General features: G+C 68.7%; 19 protein-coding genes and 1 tRNA gene. 11 read left to right on the top strand and 9 right to left on the bottom strand.

Going from position 1 to position 17,856, the window contains the following annotated elements; genetic code table 11:
* The first annotated feature begins 50 nt into the window (after nt 1-50).
* Nucleotides 51-2,096 carry a GMC family oxidoreductase N-terminal domain-containing protein gene (locus CBR61_RS14680; RefSeq protein ID WP_088915047.1) on the top strand — a complete coding sequence of 682 codons (2,046 nt, stop codon included), beginning with the start codon at nt 51-53 and terminating at the stop codon, nt 2,094-2,096.
* Here CBR61_RS14680 and CBR61_RS14685 read toward each other — a convergent pair.
* The 3 genes from CBR61_RS14685 to CBR61_RS14695 are packed head-to-tail and all read right to left on the bottom strand — an operon-like array spanning nt 2,093 to nt 3,181.
* A complete protein-coding gene (locus CBR61_RS14685; RefSeq protein ID WP_088915048.1) occupies nt 2,093-2,344 on the bottom strand; it encodes an HAD-IA family hydrolase in 252 nt (83 codons plus the stop codon). The genes CBR61_RS14680 and CBR61_RS14685 overlap by 4 nt on opposite strands.
* A complete protein-coding gene (locus tag CBR61_RS14690) occupies nt 2,260-2,751 on the bottom strand; it encodes an HAD family hydrolase (RefSeq protein ID WP_088915049.1) in 492 nt (163 codons plus the stop codon). Before CBR61_RS14690 ends, CBR61_RS14685 begins: the two co-directional genes overlap by 85 nt.
* Before the next feature lie 13 nt (nt 2,752-2,764).
* Nucleotides 2,765-3,181, bottom strand: a complete 417-nt coding sequence (locus CBR61_RS14695) for an acyl-CoA thioesterase (protein WP_088915050.1) — start codon at nt 3,179-3,181, stop codon at nt 2,765-2,767.
* A 142-nt stretch (nt 3,182-3,323) separates the two neighbouring features.
* Here CBR61_RS14695 and leuC point away from each other — a divergent pair, with 142 nt between their 5' ends.
* From leuC to CBR61_RS14740, 9 genes are all read left to right on the top strand, one after another.
* Nucleotides 3,324-4,754 (top strand): 3-isopropylmalate dehydratase large subunit, encoded by a 1,431-nt coding sequence (gene leuC, locus CBR61_RS14700; protein ID WP_088915649.1) that lies wholly within the window; start codon nt 3,324-3,326, stop codon nt 4,752-4,754.
* Nucleotides 4,751-5,275 (top strand): hypothetical protein, encoded by a 525-nt coding sequence (locus tag CBR61_RS14705; protein ID WP_088915051.1) that lies wholly within the window; start codon nt 4,751-4,753, stop codon nt 5,273-5,275. Before leuC ends, CBR61_RS14705 begins: the two co-directional genes overlap by 4 nt.
* A gap of 57 nt (nt 5,276-5,332) precedes the next feature.
* Nucleotides 5,333-5,509 carry an LPXTG cell wall anchor domain-containing protein gene (locus tag CBR61_RS14710; protein WP_088915052.1) on the top strand — a complete coding sequence of 59 codons (177 nt, stop codon included), beginning with the start codon at nt 5,333-5,335 and terminating at the stop codon, nt 5,507-5,509.
* A 41-nt stretch (nt 5,510-5,550) separates the two neighbouring features.
* Nucleotides 5,551-6,150 (top strand): 3-isopropylmalate dehydratase small subunit, encoded by a 600-nt coding sequence (gene leuD, locus CBR61_RS14715; protein ID WP_088915053.1) that lies wholly within the window; start codon nt 5,551-5,553, stop codon nt 6,148-6,150.
* A gap of 25 nt (nt 6,151-6,175) precedes the next feature.
* Nucleotides 6,176-7,174, top strand: coding sequence for an NADPH:quinone oxidoreductase family protein (locus CBR61_RS14720; protein ID WP_088915054.1), 999 nt, complete (start codon nt 6,176-6,178; stop codon nt 7,172-7,174).
* A gap of 101 nt (nt 7,175-7,275) precedes the next feature.
* Nucleotides 7,276-7,599, top strand: a complete 324-nt coding sequence (locus CBR61_RS14725) for a DUF1476 domain-containing protein (RefSeq protein ID WP_088915055.1) — start codon at nt 7,276-7,278, stop codon at nt 7,597-7,599.
* A gap of 4 nt (nt 7,600-7,603) precedes the next feature.
* Nucleotides 7,604-7,837, top strand: coding sequence for a BolA/IbaG family iron-sulfur metabolism protein (locus CBR61_RS14730; RefSeq protein ID WP_088915056.1), 234 nt, complete (start codon nt 7,604-7,606; stop codon nt 7,835-7,837).
* Nucleotides 7,838-7,875: 38 nt separating this feature from the next.
* Entirely contained in the window at nt 7,876-8,205 is a 330-nt protein-coding gene (gene grxD, locus CBR61_RS14735) for a Grx4 family monothiol glutaredoxin (protein ID WP_088915057.1), read from the top strand.
* Nucleotides 8,206-8,752: 547 nt separating this feature from the next.
* Nucleotides 8,753-9,535 carry an NUDIX hydrolase gene (locus tag CBR61_RS14740; protein WP_088915058.1) on the top strand — a complete coding sequence of 261 codons (783 nt, stop codon included), beginning with the start codon at nt 8,753-8,755 and terminating at the stop codon, nt 9,533-9,535.
* Between the two features lie 15 nt (nt 9,536-9,550).
* Here the strand turns inward: CBR61_RS14740 and CBR61_RS14745 are convergent, their stop codons facing one another.
* Both CBR61_RS14745 and CBR61_RS14750 read right to left on the bottom strand, forming a co-directional pair.
* Nucleotides 9,551-10,558 (bottom strand): glycosyltransferase family 2 protein, encoded by a 1,008-nt coding sequence (locus CBR61_RS14745; protein ID WP_088915059.1) that lies wholly within the window; start codon nt 10,556-10,558, stop codon nt 9,551-9,553.
* 52 nt (nt 10,559-10,610) lie between these two features.
* A tRNA-Arg gene (locus tag CBR61_RS14750) sits at nt 10,611-10,687 on the bottom strand.
* Between the two features lie 61 nt (nt 10,688-10,748).
* Between CBR61_RS14750 and CBR61_RS14755 the strand changes: the two genes are divergently transcribed.
* Nucleotides 10,749-11,642 (top strand): queuosine precursor transporter, encoded by an 894-nt coding sequence (locus CBR61_RS14755; protein WP_088915060.1) that lies wholly within the window; start codon nt 10,749-10,751, stop codon nt 11,640-11,642.
* A 135-nt stretch (nt 11,643-11,777) separates the two neighbouring features.
* Here CBR61_RS14755 and CBR61_RS14760 read toward each other — a convergent pair whose 3' ends face one another.
* The 4 genes from CBR61_RS14760 to CBR61_RS14775 all read right to left on the bottom strand — a co-directional run bounded on the left by CBR61_RS14760 (nt 11,778) and on the right by CBR61_RS14775 (nt 17,819).
* Entirely contained in the window at nt 11,778-13,307 is a 1,530-nt protein-coding gene (locus tag CBR61_RS14760; RefSeq protein ID WP_088915061.1) for a Ppx/GppA family phosphatase, read from the bottom strand.
* Nucleotides 13,304-15,448 carry an RNA degradosome polyphosphate kinase gene (locus CBR61_RS14765; RefSeq protein WP_088915650.1) on the bottom strand — a complete coding sequence of 715 codons (2,145 nt, stop codon included), beginning with the start codon at nt 15,446-15,448 and terminating at the stop codon, nt 13,304-13,306. The genes CBR61_RS14760 and CBR61_RS14765 overlap by 4 nt, the downstream gene beginning before the upstream one ends.
* Nucleotides 15,449-15,663: 215 nt before the next feature.
* Nucleotides 15,664-16,677, bottom strand: coding sequence for a P-type DNA transfer ATPase VirB11 (gene virB11, locus CBR61_RS14770; protein ID WP_088915062.1), 1,014 nt, complete (start codon nt 16,675-16,677; stop codon nt 15,664-15,666).
* Between the two features lie 5 nt (nt 16,678-16,682).
* Entirely contained in the window at nt 16,683-17,819 is a 1,137-nt protein-coding gene (locus CBR61_RS14775) for a TrbI/VirB10 family protein (RefSeq protein WP_233996752.1), read from the bottom strand.
* Between the last annotated feature and the right edge of the window lie 37 nt (nt 17,820-17,856).

A 17,856-nucleotide genomic window follows, 5' to 3' on the forward strand; every position in this document is an offset into this window, starting at 1 on the left:
CCGCTCTGGCACACAGGGCGGGCAATCGTGAGAGGGGGGATCATCACGCCATGCCGAAGAGGCCGTTCGGTCCGTTCATCGCCGCCATCTGGCGCCGCCTTGCCGAGACCATGCTCGCCGAGCCCGAACGCATGGCGATCACCCCGCAGCAGGTGGTCGACAACCTCCAGGCGATGTTCGGCAATATCGAGGGGCGCACCCCGTTCAATACCGGGATCTCGGTGCTGGCGGCGTGGGTGGTGCTGGGCGGGCCCCTGTGGCACTTCGCCCCGCGCCGCTGGCGCATCCGGCGGATCGAACACAAGCTGAAGAACAGCAGGATCGACCTGTTCCAGGACATGGCCCGCGTCCGCGGCATCGTCTACGCGGGCTATTACGGCCACTGGCTGCCCGCCCCTTCCGAGGATCAGGCCGCGCAGGAGGATGCCAACCGCGCCAATCCGGTGCTGGCGGCAATCGGCTTCACCCTTCCCTTGCACCGCGAGCGGGCCGGCACGCCCGATGATCCGGCCATCGAGGAATACACCGCCAACGACCTGCCGCCCTCGGTCTTCGTCCCCGAGGGCGCCGTCCCCGAAGCGGTCGAGGTGGTGGTGATCGGATCGGGCGCGGGCGGCGCGGTCGCGGCGGCGAACCTCGCCGATCAGGGCTACGAGGTGCTGGTGGTGGAAGCCGGCCCCTATCTCCCCAGCACCGCGATCACTCCGCACGAATTGCGGATGTCATCGAGCCTCTACAAGGACGGCGCGATCCAGACTACGCGCGACCGCGACATCATCGTCTTCCAGGGCCGAACGGTGGGCGGATCGACCGTCATCAACAACGGCATCTGCCTGCGGCTCAAGGACGGGGAGGAAACCCATCCCGATGCCGAGGACGTGCTGGAAACGTGGAAGGGCCTCGGCGCGGACATTCCGGCAGGCGCGCTGGATGCGGCCTACGGGCGCGTCGAGGAGTTCCTCGGCATCCACAGGATCGACGAACGGCTGGGGCGCAACAACGGCACCCGCCTGCTCGCGGCATGGGAGGCCTACAAGGCCGCATCGAGCGATCCGATGGACGCGCGCGCGAAATCCGGCTGGTTCCGCAAGAACTGGGGCGCGAAGCACGAGCCCAACCGCTGCCTGTCCTGCGGCTATTGCAACACCGGCTGCCCCTATGGCCGCAAGCGCGCCATGCCCGAAAGCTATCTCACCCGCGCCACCACTGCCGCGCCGCGCAAGGCGCGCATCCTCGCCCATGTCGAGGTGCTGCGGATCGGCTGGGGCGCGCCTGCCGCCGACGGGCGGCGGGTGGCAAGCCGGGTGCAGGTGCAATGGCCCGACGGACGCGCCAAGTGGATCGGCGTGACGAAGGGCGTGGTGGTCGCCGCGGGCGCGATCGCCTCGAGCAACATCCTCGCCGCAAGCGGAATCAGGGGCACGGGCAAGGACATCTCGCTCAACATCGCCTGCCCTGTCCCAGCGCTGATGCCCTCCCCGGTGCTGGCCTGGGACGAGGACCAGATGGCGACCTTCATCGACCGCGGCGACTTCCTGATCGAGAGCCATTTCCAGCCGCCGATGAGCATGGCGACCCTGGTGCCCGGCTGGTTCGACGAGCATTTCCGGCGGATGCTGAACTACAACCGCCTCGCCTCTGCGGGCGTGCTCTTCCCCGCCGACCGGCGCGGCAGGATCGAGAAGGGCAAGCTCGAGTTCCAGCTGCAGGAAGCGGACCTCGCCGTGCTGCGCCGCGCGCTGGCGACGCTGACGCGGATCCATCTCGCCGGCGGTGCCGAGGCGGTCTATCCCGCGCTGCTCAAGGGAGAGACGATCCCGGCCGGGATCAGCCCCGAAGCGCTCGACGCGCTCCTCAGCGACAGGATCAGGGAGCCCGACGATGTCGTGCTCTCCTCCAGCCACCCCCACGGCGGCAATGCGATCAACGCCGATCCGGCCAAGGGCGTGGTCGACCTCGACCAGCGGGTGCACGGCACCACCAACGTGCTTGTGTGCGATGCCAGCGTCATGCCGAGCTGCATCCGGGTCAACGCGCAGCTGACGACCATGGCGATGGCCGACCGGGTGACCTACCGCCAGCGGGTGTTCGGCTAGACTGCGAGCGCGGCGACCTCGGCCCAGCTGGCGGCAACGTGATCCGCTCCCGCCATCCGCAGCCGCGCACCGTGCCCCGGCTGGATATGCGCGCCTGCCGTGAGCCCGATCACCGTCATCCCCGCCGCCTTGGCCGCCGTGACTCCCGATGGGCTGTCCTCGATCACGAGGCAGGCTTCGGGCGCCGCCGCCAGTCTTTCCGCGGCGAGCAGGAAGATGTCGGGCGTGGGCTTGCCGCGCGCGACCATTTCGGCGCTGAACACGTTGGGGCCGAAAGCCGCGCCAGCCCCAGCACATCGAGGCACAGCGCCAAGCGCGCCGGGCTGCTCGACGAGGCGATGCCGCGCGGCCGATCCCCCAGCGCCGCGATGAAGGCCCCCGCGCCCGGCACCTCGCGCAGATCGCTCCGGAAGCGCGCCATCATCGTGGCGGAAAGCTGGTCGCCCCAGGCCTCGGGCACAGGGCCGCCCAGCCCCTCCTCGATCCGCGCGATCATCTCGTCCCAGCGCGTGCCGACATAGCGCGCGTAGCACTGCTCCAGCGTCGTCGGCAGGCCGAGGCGGGAGAGCTCCTCGGCCAGCACCAGATCGGCGAGCATCTCGCTATCGGCGATCACGCCGTCGAAATCGAAGATGATGGCGGCGAAATCGCGCAAGGCCGCCGCGGTGCTATTCGCCCTTGGGGAAGAAGAACTCGCGCAGGTGTTCGCCGATGCGCGCCGGGCGCAGGGTTTCGGCGTCGATGCAGCACCACGAGGACTGCACCTCGGCCAGCACCTCCTCGCCGCGCTTGATCAGCGTCGAATAGAACGCGCGTGCGCCGTTGAAGCGTTCGAGCACGGTCTGCGCGATCACGTCGTCCTCGAGGAAGGCGGGCTTGCGATAGGTGATCTCGTGCTTCAGCGCGACCCACGCCTTCGTCGCCACATCCTCGGCCGGCGCGAGCTTGTTCCAGTGCGCCAGCACCGCGTCCTGCACCCAGTTCAGGTAGCGCGCGTTGTTGACGTGACCCATGAAGTCGATGTCAGCCGGTTCGACCTTGATCGGGTGATGAAAGGCGGGCGACAGGGATTCGGTTGCTGACATAAATGTAAACTAGCGCAAGATTATGACAAATTCCATCACTGCTTGTCGGTAAATCGCCGCAATCTTGCCACGGCTCGCGGAACGGGATTATGGGCGTCTCGTTTCGGGTCGCACCTGCCCCTCTTTCACGATGGAACCGCACATGGCCAGCCGCCCCCGCACCCTCTACGAGAAGATCTGGGACGCTCATGTGGTGGAGACGCGCGATGATGGGACGGCGCTCATCTATATCGACCGCCATCTGGTGCATGAAGTCACCAGCCCGCAGGCCTTCGAGGCGCTGAAGGTGGCGGGGCGCAAGGTGCGCCGGCCCGAATTGACCCTCGCAGTACCCGACCACAACCTGCCGACGACCGCGCGACGGGATGCGGACGGCAAGCCGATACCCATCGCCGACCCCGAAAGCGCCGCCCAGCTCGCCGCGCTCGAGGTGAACGCGCCCGCTTTCGGCATCCGCTACATCCCCGCGACGGCGAAGGAACAGGGGATCGTCCATGTTGTTGGCCCTGAACAGGGCTTCTCGCTCCCCGGCACCACCATCGTCTGCGGGGATTCGCACACCGCCTGCCACGGGGGCTTGGGGGCCCTCGCCTTCGGCATCGGGACGAGCGAGGTCGAGCACGTGCTGGCGACCCAGACCCTGCTGCTCCAGCAATCGAAGCCGATGGAAGTGCGGGTCGAGGGCGATCTCGGCCCCGGGGTCTCCGCAAAGGACCTGATCCTCCACATCATCGGCCGCATCGGCGCCGCAGGCGGATCGGGCTACGTCATCGAATACCGCGGCAAGGTGTTCGAGCGCATGACCATCGAGGAGCGCCTCACGGTCTGCAACATGAGCATCGAGGCCGGCGCGCGTGCAGGCCTGATCGCGCCGGACGATGTGACCTTCGCCTACCTGAAGGGCCGCCCGATGGCCCCGAAGGACGCGGAATGGGACGCGGCGGTGGCATACTGGCGCACGCTCCACACCGACGAGGGCGCCGCCTTCGCCAAGAGCGTCACCATTGACGCCGCCGCTGTCGAGCCCAGCGTCACCTGGGGCACCAGCCCCGAGGACGTGGTGCCCATCGGCGGGCGCGTCCCGCACCCCGATGACTTCGCCGACGAATCCAAGCGCGTCGCCGCCCGCAAATCGCTCGACTACATGGGGCTCGTCCCCGGCACGCCGATGACGCAAGTTCCCATCGAGAACGTCTTCATCGGCAGCTGCACCAACAGCCGCATCGAGGACCTGCGCGCCGCCGCCGCGATCCTCAAGGGGCGCCGCAAGGCCGACAACGTGCGCTGGGCGATCGTCGTCCCCGGATCAGGCCTCGTGAAGGCCATGGCCGAGGAGGAAGGCCTCGACCGCATCTTCACCGAAGCCGGCTTCGAATGGCGCGAGCCGGGCTGTTCGGCGTGCCTCGGCATGAACCCCGACAAGGTGCCCGCGGGCGAACGCTGCGCCTCGACCAGCAACCGCAACTTCGTCGGGCGGCAGGGCCCGGGCGCGCGCACCCACCTCGTCAGCCCCGCGATGGCGGCGGCGGCGGCGGTGACCGGGCGGCTCGCCGACGTGCGCGAACTGGTATGAGCGCGCTGTCCGGGCCCATGCTCAAGCTTGGCGGGTTCCTTCTCGCCCACGCGAGCTGGATCATCGACGACCTCGGCCCTGCCGACAATTACGTCCCGCAAGCCCTGTGCCTGAAGGAGGGTGAGCTCGAACTCAACTCTTTCGAGGCGGACACGCAGGAGGAGGCAGTCGCCAGAGGAAAAGCCTTCATGGAGGTTAAGGCGGCGGAATACGATGCCTGCGCCTTCGCGCGGGATGGACTGCTCCGCCACGATGGGCGCGCCATTGACGCACTGATCATCGACCTCGCCGACGAGACGGGGGCGCACGTGCTGACAATGATCCAGCCCTACCGGAGGGACGAGCAGATGCACCTCCTTGGCGACGAAGTCTTCCTGTTCCCCCCAGACAGAGCGAAGGACGAGGACGGCTCGGCGTCGCTGCGACCGCTCGTACGGGCAGGCGCGCAAGACCACTCAGGTGCCCGCGAAACCTGGAACCGCCTCGACGGCTCACGTCAGCCTGCGCCTGACCTATTTTAGCCGCATCGAGGTGGCGAACGGCTTGCAAGCCGCACAATTGCCGCGCAAGAGATTGCCATGACCGACAAGCCCAAGAACAACACCGCCCGCAACGCCGCGCTCGCCGCGGCCGGCGCCATCGGATCGGCGGCGATCGCTGCCGCGCTGCTCTATGCCGGCAAGCGCAAGAAGAAGCCGAACACCCCGACCCAGCCCGGCCCGATCCCCTCGGGCGAGCCGCCGCAGACCGATTGATTCTAGCCGATTGATTCTGGCCGACTGACCGAAGGACCCCGATGCAGCCCCTCACCCGCGTCGAAGGCCGCGCCATTCCGCTCGGCCTCAAGAATGTCGACACCGACATCATCATCCCCGCCAAGTGGCTCAAGACCATCAGCCGCGAGGGGCTGGGCGCGGGCGCGTTCGAGGTGCTGCGCGCGGAGCCGGGCAATGTCTTCGACGACCCTGCCTACAAGGGCGCGCCGATCCTGATCGCGGGCGACAATTACGGCTGCGGTTCCAGCCGCGAGCACGCGGCCTGGGCGATGCTCGACCTCGGCATCCGCGTGGTGATCGCGCCGAGCTTTTCCGACATCCATTCGGGCAACGCCGTGAAGAACGGCATCCTGCCCGTGGTCCTGCCGCAGGAAGCGGTCGACCGGCTGCTCGAGGTCGCGCGCGAGGGTCTGGAGATCACCGTCGATCTCGAAGCGCAGACCGTCACCACCCCCTATCAGGACCGCTTCACCTTCGAACTCGATCCCTTCCGGCGGCACTGCCTGCTGAACGGGCTCGACGAGGTCGGCCTTACCATGGCGCGCGGCGAGGCGATCGGCGCCTTCGAGGCACAGCGCACCGCCACCCAGCCATGGCTGATGCGCGGCACCGCCGCCTGACATTCGACAAACACGGAGAGAGACCATGAAAGCCATCCGCACCCACCAGACCGGCGGGCCAGAGACCCTGACGCTCGACGAGATCGACGCGCCGACCCCCGGCAAGGGCGAGGTGCTGGTCGCGGTCAAGGCCTGCGCGATCAACTATCCCGACGGGCTGATCATCCGCGACATGTACCAGTTCAAGCCGCAGCGCCCCTTCTCGCCCGGCGGCGAGATCAGCGGCGTGATCGAGGCGGTCGGCGAAGGGGTCGAGGGCTTCGCGGTGGGTGACAAGGTGCTCGCCGGGATCGGCAACGGGGGCCTTGCCGAAAAGGTCGTGGTGCCCGCGGGCCGGATGTTCAAGGTGCCCGATGGCGTGCCCTTCGAGAAGGCTGCCTCGCTGCTGATGACCTACGGCACCACCATCCACGGCCTCAAGGACCGCGGGCACATCAAGGCGGGCGACACCGTGCTGATCCTCGGGGCAGCGGGCGGTGTCGGCCTCTCGGCGATCGAGCTTGCCAAGGCCTTCGGCGCGCGCGTGGTCGCCGCCGTGTCCTCGGAAGCCAAGGGCGAGGTCGCCCGCAAGGCGGGGGCCGACGAGGTCGTGATCTACCCTCGCGAGGCGATGGACAAGGACGGCTCCAAAGCCCTTGCAGACGCCTTCAAGAAGGCCTGCGGCCCCGAAGGCGCAAACATCGTCTACGACATCGTCGGCGGGCAATATTCCGAGCCCGCGCTGCGCGCCATCGCCTGGGAGGGCCGCTTCCTGGTGGTCGGCTTCCCGGCGGGGATCGCCAAGATGCCGCTCAACCTCACCCTGCTGAAGTCCTGCGACATCTGCGGCGTGTTCTGGGGCGCCTTCACCGCGCGCGAGCCCGAGGCCTTCCGCGCGCAGGTTGCCGAGCTGTTCGACCTGATGCAGGCCGGCAAGATCGACCCGCTCGTCTCCGAGACCTTCCCCCTCGCCCGCGCCGGCGATGCCATCGCCAAGCTCGAAGCGCGCGAGGCGGTGGGCAAGCTCGTGGTGACGATGGAATAATGTATCGTGATTGTGCGGGCGGGGTGCGGCTTCGTGCTTGAAGCCGCGCCCTGCCCGCTTTATCGGATCAGGCGGATCGTACCCGAAGGGACACATATCGCATGACCGATTTCAAGGACCGCGAACGCGCCGAGGAGGCCCACTTCGCGCTCGAGGAAGAAACCGCATTCCGCATCGCTGCGCGCCGCAACAAGCTGCTGGGCGAATGGGCGGCCGGGCTGATGAAGCTCACCCCGGAGGAAACCGACGCCTATCGCAAGGCGGTGGTGCAGGCCGACTTCGAGGAATCGGGCGACGAGGACGTGGTGCGCAAGCTGCTCGGCGATCTCACCGCAGCGCAGGCCAGTGTCAGCGAATCCGACATCCGCATGAAGCTCGAGGAGCTGACCATCGAGGCGCGCCGCCAGCTGCTCGGCGGGGTGTGACCTCATGCCGATGACCGCCGCCGAGATCGAGGGCGCGATCCTCGCCGCGCTGCCGGGGGCCGAGGTCGAACTCACCGATCTCGCCGGCGACGATGACCACTGGGCGGCGACCGTCACCGCACCGCAATTCGCGGGCCTCAGCCGGGTCGCGCAGCACAAGCTGGTCTATGCCGCGCTGGGCGGACGCATGGGGGGCGTGCTGCACGCCTTGCAAGTCACCACCGTGGTCCCCAAGTAAACCGCAACGATCAACCCACCTTCAGGGGCACCCATTCAATGTCCGACGTCAACGCCCGCATTGCCGATCTCGTCACCGCCAACGACGTGGTGCTGTTCATGAAGGGCACGCCGCTGTTCCCGCAATGCGGCTTCTCCAGCCGCGCGGTGGCGATCCTCGACCATTGCGGCGTCGCCTATGAAAGCGTCGACGTGCTGCAGGACATGGAAATCCGCCAGGGCATCAAGAGCTTCTCCGACTGGCCGACCATCCCCCAGCTCTACGTGAAGGGCGAATTCGTGGGCGGCAGCGACATCATGATGGAGATGTTCGAAGCGGGCGAACTGCAGCAGCTGCTCGACCAGCAGGGCGTTGCCAAGGTCGGTTGATTTCTTGTTTTCCGCACCCGCCTTGCGCGGGTGGGTCCTCGGCGTTTTTCCCTGCGCTTCGCTACGGGGCGCCTGCGGGCGGCCGTTCGGCCTTGCGGTCGCTGGCGCGACCGATATCAGCACTCCATGGCAGACTGGCACTGATCGGCCCGAAGGGCCGCAAGCGCGAACGCGCGCCCGAAGGGGTGGCCCCGCAAGGGGCCGGGCCCCCGGAGGATAGCCAGGCGGGCCGGACGGCCCGCGCCGGCGCCTGAGGCGCAACAAAAAAGCGCCCCGCAGGACCAGTGCGGGGCGCTTCTTCATTTTCGGGGAGGCGCAACCCGGAGACCAGGAAGGGTCGCGCCTCGCGTCGAAGACCATTGGGACCGCCACATACTATGCAGGGCCCGTGCCAAACTCGCGAAAGCACGGAAATCTGCGGTTTTCCGCGCCATGCGCATCGCCGCGCCGGGAGCAGTTGTAAAGCGCGCCGACACCCCTCTCCAAAGCGGCAGGGATGCGCCTTCCCCCTTGGCAAGCGCCTGCCGCAAGGCCATCCTTTGCCGCAATGACCCATGATTCCGCGCCCCAGGGCATCCCCGCCGCGACCATCATCATCTTCCGCAACGCCCCCGACGGGGGTGCGCCGGAGGTGCTGATGACCGTGCGCTCGCGCGAAATGACCTTCGCGGGCGGCATGGCGGTGTTCCCCGGCGGAAGGGTGGACCCTGCGGACTATGCGCTCGCCGACACCGTCGCGGCCGAGCACGGCCTCGCGCCCGACGAGGCCGCCCACCAGATCGCGGCTGTGCGCGAGACCCTTGAGGAGACCGGCCTCGCGCTCGGCCTTGCGGGCGCGATCGACGCCGCCAGCGCGGCGGCGGCACGGGCGATGCTGGCCGAGACCGGCGCGCTCGCCCCGGTGCTCGCGGCGTTCGGCTGGCGGCTCGATCTTGCCCAGATCGTCCCCTTCGCGCGCTGGTTCCCCAAAAACGAGAACATCCCGCGCGTCTACGACACGCGCTTCTACCTCGCCGACCTCGGCACCGGCGCGGTCGAGGTGTCGATCGACGCCTCGGAGAACACCCGTCTGTTCTGGACCACGGCGCAGGGCGCGCTCGATGCCGCGGCCGAGGGTGACATAAAGCTGATCTTCCCCACCCGCCGCAATCTCGAACGCCTCGCCCTGTTCGCAAGCTTCGCCGAGGCGAAGGCCCAGGCCGAGGCGATCCCGGTGCGCACCATCATGCCCCAGATCGTCGAGCAGGACGGCAAGCCGTGGCTGACGATCCTTGCCGATGCCGGCTATCCGGTGACGGGCGAATTGCTGGAAACGGTGGCGCGGGGCTGAACGCCAGACGGGGCGTCAGTCGATCGCCTGCCGGGTCTGTTCGGGCGGGGTGAGAACCGCCTTCAGGGAGCGGCTGAGGCGCTTCAACCGGCATTCCAGCCGCTGCTTCCACAGCGGGCCGACCATTGCCAGTTCGATCGGAAGGCGCACGAGGTGCGACAGGCTCATCGCTGCCCCCGCCAGCCGCGCGGCGCCGGTGCCCTGGGTGAGGCGGATATAGACCAGCTGCCCCTGCTGCGTCTGCACATCGCGCCAGATCGGGATCGAGCGCGTCGTCACGCCCTGGTGATGGATCACCGACAGCCCCCCCATGTGCAGGATCCGGTAGCCCGCACGGCGGACACGGTGGCAGAACTCCCGCTCCTCGGCGTAGATGAATATCCGCTGGTCGAGCGGGCCAACCGTGTCGATCACGTCGCGCCGCATCGCCATGAAACAGCCGACCACCGCCTCGCACGCGAACTCGGCGCGGGGCTCGTGCTCCGGATAGCGGATGTTGTAGCGCGGCAGGAACCGCGCGATGACCCCTGCGGGCAGAAAGGCGCGGACGAGGAAATGTCCGGGCGTGAGGTCACGCAGCGCGGAGCTGACGATCTGCCCGCCTCCCACCTCCTGCGGCACACCGATCACGCCGATGCCGGGGTCGGCCGCAAGCCGGTCGCACACCGCGCGCAGCACGCCTTCGGGCAACTGCGTGTCGGGGTTGAGCAGCAGCAGGAACTGCCCTTGCGCCACCGCGAGGCCGGCATTGTTGCCACCTGCAAAGCCGAGGTTCTCGGCCATTTCCAGCACCCGGGCCTGAGGGTAGGCCGCCGCGATCCGCGCCGCCCCCCCGTCGGCCGAGGCATTGTCGACCACGATCACCTCGATACTGCGGCCGTGATCCTGCCCGTAGAGGCTGGCGAGGCAATCGATCACCTCGTCCGCCGCACGGTAATTGACGATGACGATGCTGACATCCGCCGCAGGCGGGGCCGCGCCGGGCACCGGTTCGCCGGGGGGTTCGCGTGCGGGGGAGTGCATGGCGGGCGGCTAGCACGGCGCGCAGGGTGTGACAAACGCCGCGATGCGACGGTGGCGCGCCCGGCAGGACTCGAACCTGCTGCCTCAAGATTAGAAGTCTCGCGCTCTATCCAGATGAGCTACGGGCGCGCGCCGGAGCCGCCAATAGCGCGCTTTGCCGCACAAGGGAAACGCGCTAGGCGTGCTGGCGATGGAAAACGCCGCTCCGACCGCCCCCGAGCCCCTCGATCCCGCCGCCGCCTTCGACCGCGATCCGACCGACGGGATCATCGCCACTTCGCGTCCGCCGGTGACCTTCCGCTATTACGACCTCGTCATGGCGGGATTCGTGGCGATCCTGCTGCTTTCCAACATCATCGGCGCGGCCAAGCTGACCTATGTCAGCGTGCCTTTCTGGCCCGAAGGCTGGTGGCCCGCGCCCGACGGCACCTTCATCTACGGCGCGGGCATCCTGTTCTTCCCGCTGGGCTACGTGATCGGCGACGTGCTGACCGAGATCTACGGCTTCGCCAAGGCGCGCCGCGTGATCTGGGTGGGGACGGCGGCGATGATCTTCCTCGCCTTCATGTCCTACATCGTCACCGCCCTCCCCCCGTTCGACGGGTGGGAGTGCGCCGCGAGCGGCTTTGGCGGAGAGCGCCCGGCGACGTCGAATGCCGATCCGGCGATCCCCGGCGGGGCGATCTGCCAGCTGACCTATGAAAGCGTGTTCGGCAGCACCTGGCGCATCGTCGTCGCCTCGATCACCGCGTTCTGGGCTGGCGAGTTCGTGAACTCCTTCGTGATGGCCAAGATGAAGGTCTGGACCCGGGGCCACGCCCTGTGGACGCGCACCATCGGCTCGACCTTCGTCGGCCAAGGGGTGGACAGCCTCATCTTCTATCCGGTCGCCTTCTACGGCATCTGGACGACCGATGCGGTGCTGACCGTGATGGTCACCAACTGGGCGCTGAAGGTCGTGTGGGAGGCTGTGCTGACGCCAGTGACATATCTGGTGGTGAACCGGCTGAAGGCGGCCGAGGGCGTGGATCTCTACGACATCGACACCGACTTCTCGCCCTTCGGGAGCGAAAAGCCGGCGTAATCCAGCATCCGTTCGCCCTGAGCTTGTCGGAAGCGAAGCTGACGCGCAGCGTCAACGGCTGCCTTTCCTTTTGCTGACGGCCAAGGACAAGGACGGTGCTTCGACAGGCTCAGCACGAACGGATTGACGCCAGGCCTACATCTCGATCTCGCTGACGATATCGACCCGCCAGCCGAGCCCGAGCCGGCCGGCGAGCAGCTTCATGTCCTTCTCGGTCGGCGCGCCGAATAGCGCGGCGTGGCTTTCCGCCAGTTCCAGCACCAGTGCGCCCCCGTCGACCCGCAGCCGGCTGACCTCCAGCGAGCGGGGCGCCTGCGCGCCCAGCCGCCGCGCAAGCCGTAGGGCGAGGCCCCAGCGCACGGCTTCCTCGAGCGCCGCCTCGCTCGCCAGCGCGCGCACCTCTTCGGGCAGGGAAAGCTGGTTGCCGTTGGCGGCGATCGCCGCGGCGAGCATCGCCCGGCCCTTGCCGTCGATCCCGATCCAGCGCTTGTGCAGCGCCCAGTTGATCGCCTGCGGCAGGCGGATGTTGGGCTCGATCTGCATCGAGGCGAGCGCGAGCATGGTTGCCGCGAGCCGCAGCCGTTCCGAACCGTGTTCGCGCGCAGGCGCGGCGTCGAGCGTCCACGCGGCCATCCGCGTCGCCAGCGTCGCCTGCGTCCCGCGCTGCCCGGCAAAGACCGCCACACCGGCAAGCAGCGGGTCGGCCGCGCGGGTGTGGGCGGGCAGGCGATCGTAGAGCAGCCCCTCGCGCAGGCCCCACGAGGAAAACACCACCTTCTCCGGCGCCAGCCGCGCCAGCAGCGCCTGCAGCAGCACCGCGGCATCGGGCAGCTTCTCGGCGCGCATCGCCGAGATCCGGTCGCGACCCTTGAGTGCATCGCTCTCGGACAGCGCGAGCATCTCGGCAAGCTGCCGGGCGCCGGCGGCGTCGAGTTCGAAGCCGTGGGGATCGCTCAGCGGCCAGCCGCGCGCGGCCATCGCGAAGACCGCCATCGCCCGCCAGGTGCCGCCCACAAGATAGAGCGCCCCGTTCACCTCGGGCGGGTTTGCGGCGAGGTCCCAACCGGCCTTGCGGATCGCCTTGTCGAGCGACTTCCTCATCTCGCCCCGGTTCTTGCCGCGGTGTTCGGGCAGGCGCAGCGTGCCGAGCGGCAGCGTGCTCGCCCCCTCGGTCGTGCCGCCCGCGACCCGCACCAGTTCGAGGCTCCCGCCGCCGAGGTCGGCGACGATCCCGCGCGCCTCGGGGAAGGCACCGATGACGCCGTGGGCGCTGAGCAGCGCCTCCTCCTCGCCGGAGATGACCCGCGGAGACAGGCCGATCGCGCGCAGCTCGGCGACGAAGTCCGGTCCGTTCGCGGCATCGCGCACCGCCGCAGTGGCGACCACCTCGACATCCCTGATCCCGAGATCGCCGAGCAGCAGCGCAAAGCGTCTGAGGCCCCGCAGCGCCAGCCCCATCGCCTCGTCGGCGAGGCGCCCCGTGCTCGCGATCTCGCGCCCGAGCTTGGCCGTCACCTTCTCGTTGAGCAGTACCGTGGGCGCGCGCATCGTGCCGCCGTAGACGACGAGACGCACGGTGTTCGAACCGATGTCGATGATCGCGCGTTCCGGCGTCCCGCCGCTCACGGCGCTCTCGCGGTTTTCCCGCCGCCTGTTCCAGATCATGCCGCGGCGCCCCGTCTGAGGGAGAGCTTGGGCACGGCCCCCGCCTCGAGCGCGCCACCCCGGCCCGAAAGCGAGGGGTTGGTCATGAAATAGCGGTGGCAGTTGAAGGGCTTGACCCCCGGCTCCGCCTCGACCCGCGAATAGTGCCCGTCGGGGTGGAGCCACCAGCTCTGCTCGCTGTCGAGCATGTTGGCGAGCAGCACCTGCTGGAGCACCTGGTCGTGGACCGTGCGGTTGAGGATCGGGATCAGCGTCTCCACGCGGCGGTCGAGATTGCGGCTCATCATGTCGGCCGACGCGATGAACACCGCCGCATGGGCGCTCGGCATCGGGTGGCCGTTGGCGAAGGCATAGATGCGGCTGTGCTCGAGGAAACGGCCGATGATCGACTTGACGCGGATGTTCTCCGACAGGCCGACGATGCCGGGCCTGAGGCAGCAGATGCCGCGCACCACCAGTTCGACCTGCACGCCCGCCTGGCTGGCGGCATAGAGCCGGTCGATCATGGCCTCGTCGGTGATCTGGTTGCACTTCATCCAGATCGCGGCGGGCCTGCCCTTCTGGGCATTGGCGATCTCGATATCGATGCGGCGGCAGATTTCCTGGCGCAGGTCGATCGGGGCGATGTGGATGCGCTCCAGTTCGTGCGGTTCGACATAGCCGGTGACGAAATTGAACATCTTGGCCGCATCGCGCCCGAGCTTGGGATCGGCGGTGAAGAAGCTGAGGTCGGTGTAAACCTTGGCCGTGACGGGATGGTAGTTGCCGGTGCCGAAGTGGCAGTAGGTGCGGAAGCTCTCGCCCTCGCGCCGCACCACCATCGCGACCTTGGCGTGGGTCTTCCAGTCGGTGAAGCCGTAGATCACCTGCACCCCGGCGCGTTCCAGCTTGCTCGCCCACTTGAGGTTCTGTTCCTCGTCGAAGCGGGCCTTCAACTCGACCACGGCGGTCACCGATTTGCCCGCCTCGGCCGCCTCGATCAGCGCGTTGATGACCGCCGACTGCGAGCCTGCGCGGTAGAGCGTCTGCTTGATCGCCACCACTTCGGGATCGGCGGCGGCCTGACGGATGAAATCGACCACCACCTCGAAGCTTTCGTAGGGGTGGTGGATGACGATGTCCTTCTCGCGGATCGCCGAGAAGGCATCCCCGTCATGCTCGCGGATGCGCTCGGGAAAGCGCGGGGAATAGGCGTCGAACTTGAGGTCCGGGCGATCCTCGCGGACGATCTCGGCAAGGCCGTCGATCCCGATCATCCCGTCGGTCTTGATCAGCGCTGCCTCGTTGATGCCGAGCTGTTCGAGCAGCAGGCCTTCTGCCGCCGGATCGAAATCCTCCTCGATCTCTAGCTGGATCACCTGCCCCCGCCGGCGGCGCTGGATCGCGCTGCGGAAGGTGCGCACGAGATCCTCGGCCTCTTCCTCGATCTCGATGTCGCTGTCGCGCAGCACGCGGAACAGCCCGTCGCCCTCGATGGTGAAGCCCGGGAACAGCGCCTCGGCATAGCGCTGGATCAGGCGTGCGATCGAGATGTAGAGCGCCCCGCCCGTCCCGGTCACCTCGTCGGGCACGCGCACGAAGCGGGGGAGCGCGCTCGGGATCAGCACCATCTCGATCAGCTGTTCGCGCGTGGCATCGCGCGTCAGGGTGAAGAGCAGGCCCATCCCCTCGTTCTGGACGAAGGGGAACGGGTGGGCCGGATCGAGCGCCTGCGGCGTGATGATCGGCAGGATCTCGTTGAGGAAGAAGCTCTTGAGCCACTTGTGGGCGGCCGGGCTGACCCGCTCCTCGTCGGCGACGTGGATATCCGCTTCGGCCAGCCCTGCCCGCAAGCCGCGCCAGATCGACTGCTGCATCGCGCTCAGTTCGACCAGCTTGGCGCGGATCGCGGCGAGCTGCTGCGAGGGGCTGCGCCCGTCGATCGAGGGGGTCGCAAGGCCGCGCTGCACCTGCCCGACGAGACCGGCGACGCGGATCATCATGAACTCGTCGAGGTTGCTGCCCGAGATCGACAGGAACCTGAGGCGCTCGAGCAGCGGATAGGCCTCGTTGCAGGCCTCGGCCAGCACGCGCTGGTTGAACTGGAGCCACGAAAGCTCGCGGTTGAAATAGGGGGATTCGTCCGGTCCCAGCTCCACCATCTGGGCGGCGCCTGCGCTGGCAGCACGGTGCTTCTTGCCGGTCGGTGACGTGCTCATCGATTTCCTGTTCCACCCGCCCGCCGCGCACTGGGCGCAAAGGGCGAGGCCTGACCCCGGCGCATGGATGCGCCGGGCCGCCATGTGTTACCAGACGGGGCCGGTGTAAATCAGGATGAGGGGCTTGTCACACAAATGTCAATCGCGCGCCCGCGCGCTCAGAGGAGCGAGCGGCTGTCGGCGATGCTGGTGATCCCGCGCCTGCCGTTGGCATCGCGGCCAAGCTGCACGATCACGTCGATCACGCTCGCGGCATAGGCGATGGTGTCGGAGCGGGTGAGGCCGATGCCGGTCTGCATCACCATCAGCGACAGCTGTTCGAGCGCGCCGCGCAAGCTGTTGGCGTGGATCGTCGAGAAGCTGCCCGGGTGCCCGGTGTTGATTGCGCGCAGGAAGCTCACGCTCTCCGCGCCGCGCAACTCGCCCAGCACGATACGGTCGGGGCGCAGGCGCAACGCGGCCTGGAGCAGCTCGTTGGCGGTGACCTTGGCCTCGCCCAGCTCGCCCTTGACCGCGACCAGCCCCACCGCGTTCTCGCCCGGGAACTTCAGCTCCGGCGTATCCTCGACCAGGACCACGCGCTCGGCCTTGGGGATCTCGCCCAGCATGGCGTTGAGGAAGGTGGTCTTGCCGGTGCTGGTGCCGCCCGAGATCAGGATCGTGCGCCGCGCCCGGATCGCCGCGCGCAGGAAGGCGATCGGCTGGGTCTGCGGGTCGGGCAGGTCGAACTGCATCTCCCCCGCGAGCGGGCCCGTGTCATAGGCGTCGAGCGGCAGGTCGAGCCGGCGGTGCCGGCGGATCGCCATCGTCCAGTGCTTGCGGCTGGCGGGCGGTCCGCAGAACTGAACGCGCGCGCCGTCGGGCAGCGTCGCGCCGAGCAGCGGGTGTTCGCGGTTGATGCCCTGGTGCGAGACGCGCGCGACCTGTTCGGCGAGGCGCTGCACCAGCCGGTCGTCGATCTCCGGGGTCTCGATGCGCTGCATCCCCGGCTGCGCGGCATCCTCGATCCACACCTCACCCGGGCGATTGACCATGATCTCGGTCACGGTGTCGCGGTCGAGCCAGCGGCGGAACGGCGCGAGATAGGCGTCGAGATAGACGCTGCGCTCCGCCGGGAGCGGCGCGGGTGCCCCGCCCTCCCCTGAGTCCAGCCGGTGGATGTCCGCGCCCATAGCTCTCAGCCGCCGACCGCGCTGAAATCGAGATCGCGGGCGGTGAAGACCCGGATCGGCTCGCCCATGCGCACGCGGATCGTCGGGCTGATCTGGCCCTGCGACTGCACCGCCGAATTGGCCGCGCCCTGCGCGCCCCCGGCGACGATCACGCCGCCGATGCCGCCCGTCGCCACCGCGCCGAGGCCGCCCACCACCGAGAGCAGCAGGCCCGAGCCGAAGCGCTTGAAGAAGTGGCTGTTGACGTCGCCCTCCAGCCCCGTCGCCCCGTCGAAGCCGACTGCGGGCGAGCCGAGATTGACCGACACCCCGTCGGGCCGGATCAGGCGGGTCCAGATCACGTAGGCGCGGCGCTGGCCCTGCTGGACGCCGGCCTGATACTGGCCGATCAGGCGCGAGGAGCGCGGGATCAGCACGCGGCGGCCGTCGAAGCTCTTGACGTCCTGGCTCACCACGGCGCGGACATAGCCGGGCACGTCGGTGTTGATCGCGGTCTCGAGAATCGCGGGGATCAGCGTGCCTTCGGTCACGGTGGTCGAGGGGTTGGTCATGGCGCGGGCTTGGGCGGGCGCGCCGCCGACCCCGCCGACGCGGCTGGCGAACTCCGCCGCGCCGCCCGCACCGCCGACCGCCGCGCCCGGCGTGCCCGGGGCCGGCACGGCAGCACCCTCGGCAACGCGCACGCTGCGCGCCGAGCTTGCGTCGAAGACCAGCTGCGGGCTGGCATAGGGATTGACTGCCGCCTCGGGCATCAACCCCGGATTGTTGACCAGCACCGGCGCGGGCGCGGGATCGCCCTGCGGGACGACCGGCACGGCACCGGGCTGCTGCGCCGGATCGACCGGCTGAACCACCACGGGCGCGGCGGCAGCCTGCGGCGGTGCCACGGCGGGGTTGCCGATGCCCTGCGGTTCGGGGGTGCGCGCGGCGTTCATCGCCCAGAAGGTCACCGCCCCGAGCAGCCCGACCACCGCCACCCCGGCGGCGAGCTGCAGCCCGTCGCCCTTGGCCTTGCGGTCGGTCACCGCCGGGAAGGCGGCGCGGCTCGCGAGGTCGATGATCTCGGCGCTTTCCCGCTCGCGCGGGTCGGCGGCGTCGCCGCCCTCGCCCTTCTTCGGCGGCAGTCGCATGGCCAGACGCATCAGACGGTCTCCTTGGCGGAATGGATCATGGTTGCGG

It is taken from the genome of Porphyrobacter sp. CACIAM 03H1 (assembly GCF_002215495.1).
Lineage (GTDB): Bacteria > Pseudomonadota > Alphaproteobacteria > Sphingomonadales > Sphingomonadaceae > Erythrobacter.